Here is a 1,419-nt window from a genome sequence, read left to right as displayed (position 1 = left end):
AAAGATTTGGCATGGACACTTCCCGTCAACACGCGCGGTTGGTACGAAAGTTGTGGCAGAGATCCTGCTAAAGGGAGGTTCCATGAGACGTTCCCACAGTTCTCCGACGCCCAACTCGCGCTGAGGACGGGCAACGTCAAGGTGGCCGCGGGCGACGTGCCGACACTCGGCTACGCCGTCGCCCAGGAGGGCGGCTCCTCGTTCGAGGTCGTCAAGGACCCGGCGGCCCCGAACGGCTACCAGAGTTCTCTCACCGGCATCTGTGTCCCCAAGGACGAGCCGAAACTGCGCGACGCCATCCGACGCGCCGTACAGGCACTCATGGACGACGGGACTTACGCCGACATCCTCGCCAAGTACGGCGCCTCGGGCATCGCCATAGACAAGGCCGCCGTCAACCAGGCCCAGGGGTGACCGAGATGACCGCCACCAACTCTGAAGCGCTCGCACCAGCAGCCCCAGCCGGGGAGCAACTCACCGTACGGCGCCTGCGCCGCCGCGGCCGTACCGTTGCCGCCGTGCTCGTCGGTGCCGCGACCCTGGGTATCGCCTGGTCCTTCGCGGCCAACCCGAATCTCGACTGGCCCACCGTCGGCGCCTACCTGTTCGCCCAACTGACCATCAAGGGCGTTTGGGTCACCCTCTACCTCACGGTGATCAGCATGCTGATCGGCCTCGTCGGTGGTACGGCGCTCGCGGTGATGGCGCTGTCGGACAACTACGTGCTGCGGGCGGTGGCCACCGGCTACACGACCTTGTTCCGCGGTACACCGCTGCTGGTGCAGATCATCTTCTGGGGATTTTTCGGGGCCTTCTTCCCGCAGGTGACCATCGGGATTCCCTTCACGGACGTGGTCTTCTACTCCGAGCAGACCTCCAGCCTGATTTCCGCGACCACGGCCGCCATCCTTGCCCTGGGCCTCAACGAGGCCGCCTACGCCTCGGAGATCGTCCGCTCCGGCATCCAGTCGGTCGATCCCGGGCAGCGCGAGGCCGCCTCGGCCCTGGGCCTGGGCCCCGCCGCCACGATGCAGCGCATCGTGCTGCCCCAGGCGATGCGCGTGATCGTGCCGCCGATGGGCAACGAGGTCGTCAACATGCTGAAGACCACCTCTCTGGTCTCTGTGATCGCGGGCAACGATCTCATGACCAACCTCCAGCAGGTCTACTCTGGAGCGCATCGGCTCCGGCCGCCTGAACGTCGCCGGCGAACTCATCGACTACCGGCAGGAGGGCACCGTCCTGCACGAATTGGCCGAGAAGGCCATCGCCAGGCAGCGCAGCCGCATCGGCATGGTCTTCCAGCAGTTCAACCTCTTCCCGCACCTCACCGCGCTGCAGAACATCACCGAGGCACCGCGCCGCGTGCTGCGTGAGCCGGGCGCCGCCGAGGCACGGGCCCGTGAACTGCTCGAACAG

At 66.4% G+C, this 1,419-nt stretch carries 2 protein-coding genes; both read left to right on the top strand.

Annotated features, from left to right (window positions below):
• Window positions 1-6: 6 nt before the first annotated feature.
• On the top strand, window positions 7-414 hold the full coding sequence (locus tag ABZ646_RS46600; RefSeq protein WP_360533849.1) for a transporter substrate-binding domain-containing protein: 408 nt from the start codon (window positions 7-9) through the stop codon (window positions 412-414).
• Window positions 415-419: 5 nt separating this feature from the next.
• A complete protein-coding gene (locus ABZ646_RS46595; protein ID WP_360533846.1) occupies window positions 420-1,376 on the top strand; it encodes an amino acid ABC transporter permease in 957 nt (318 codons plus the stop codon).
• Window positions 1,377-1,419: the final 43 nt, after the last annotated feature.

The organism is Streptomyces sp. NPDC007162 (genome assembly GCF_040634175.1).
GTDB lineage: Bacteria > Actinomycetota > Actinomycetes > Streptomycetales > Streptomycetaceae > Streptomyces.
Note: the sequence above shows the minus strand (reverse complement) of the source record. Positions and strands in the feature narration are given on the sequence as shown.

Excerpts from the sequence above, each read along its gene's own strand:
- ABZ646_RS46595 (WP_360533846.1), top strand. The coding sequence starts at position 420 with ATGACCGCCACCAACTCTGAAGCGCTCGCACCAGCAGCCCCAGCCGGG.